This is a genomic window from Oligella sp. HMSC09E12 (assembly GCF_001808505.1).
Classification (GTDB): Bacteria; Pseudomonadota; Gammaproteobacteria; order Burkholderiales; family Burkholderiaceae_B; genus Oligella; species Oligella urethralis.
The window spans coordinates 1-837 of the sequence record NZ_KV793557.1 but is presented as its reverse complement, the minus strand read 5'-3'; the positions used below and the strand labels follow the sequence as shown (position 1 = coordinate 837).

Annotated in this window: 1 protein-coding gene; it reads right to left on the bottom strand. The window is 38.7% G+C overall.

Annotated elements, in window-relative coordinates; genetic code table 11:
• Positions 1-837: DNA-binding protein (locus HMPREF3179_RS03470; RefSeq protein WP_070469737.1), on the bottom strand; the 837-nt coding region annotated here is incomplete at both ends.

Sequence of the window (837 nt, the reverse complement as noted above, 5' to 3'; positions counted from 1 at the left end):
TTTAGGAAATTTGAGGGGTTATTGCAAAGGTCTCTGATCAATAGATCGAGCTCTATGGGTTGAAGTTTACGCCCTAATTCCTGACTCTTTTGTTTCATCTCATTGGTTAAGCCATGTTCAAAGCTAGCTATTAGATTTAAAACTTCGGAGTACATCGTATTACGGACCTTATCTTTTTCAGAGAGTTTTAATATCTCTCGATACTCAGCCGCATTCTCACGGAAAACTGCCTGATATATTTTATTAGTATAAATAGCGTATTTAATATTTGGCATATTTAGATACTGCTCTAAAGCATCGCTAAACTCTTTGCGATAGCTCTCTTCTCTAAATGCTGCTGGCAGGTAATCCGATACACGTTGATTAATATACTTTGTGTGTCCCCCTGCTTTTTCCGCAATCAAATCTATGACAATATCTAGCATACGGCTGCGAATTGCCTTGGCAACATCGCTTTCAGTCACCAACATTGCTAAATTTAAGAGCGTTCGAAATGTAAAAATCCCAAGTACTGGAGTTTTAGGGCTGATGTTAGCGACACTCATGTCGCTAACATAGCTTGATTTTAGTGACTGCAAAGCTTTACCGCGAATGACTCGATAACCATTTTCAGATAACTCTTCAGCATAATCGCGCAAATAGCGATCTACTGTGCGCTCATCAATCGCTAACAGATTCGCTATTTCCTCTTTTATAAAAACAGTTTCTCCCTCAAATTTACGACCGCCTAATTCCAGATGTTCCTTTAATTTTGATACTGCATATCGATTATTTAAAATATTTTTACGGGCAACATTTGATTGATTGACATCCTCCCCGGCCTGAAGGCCGGAGATT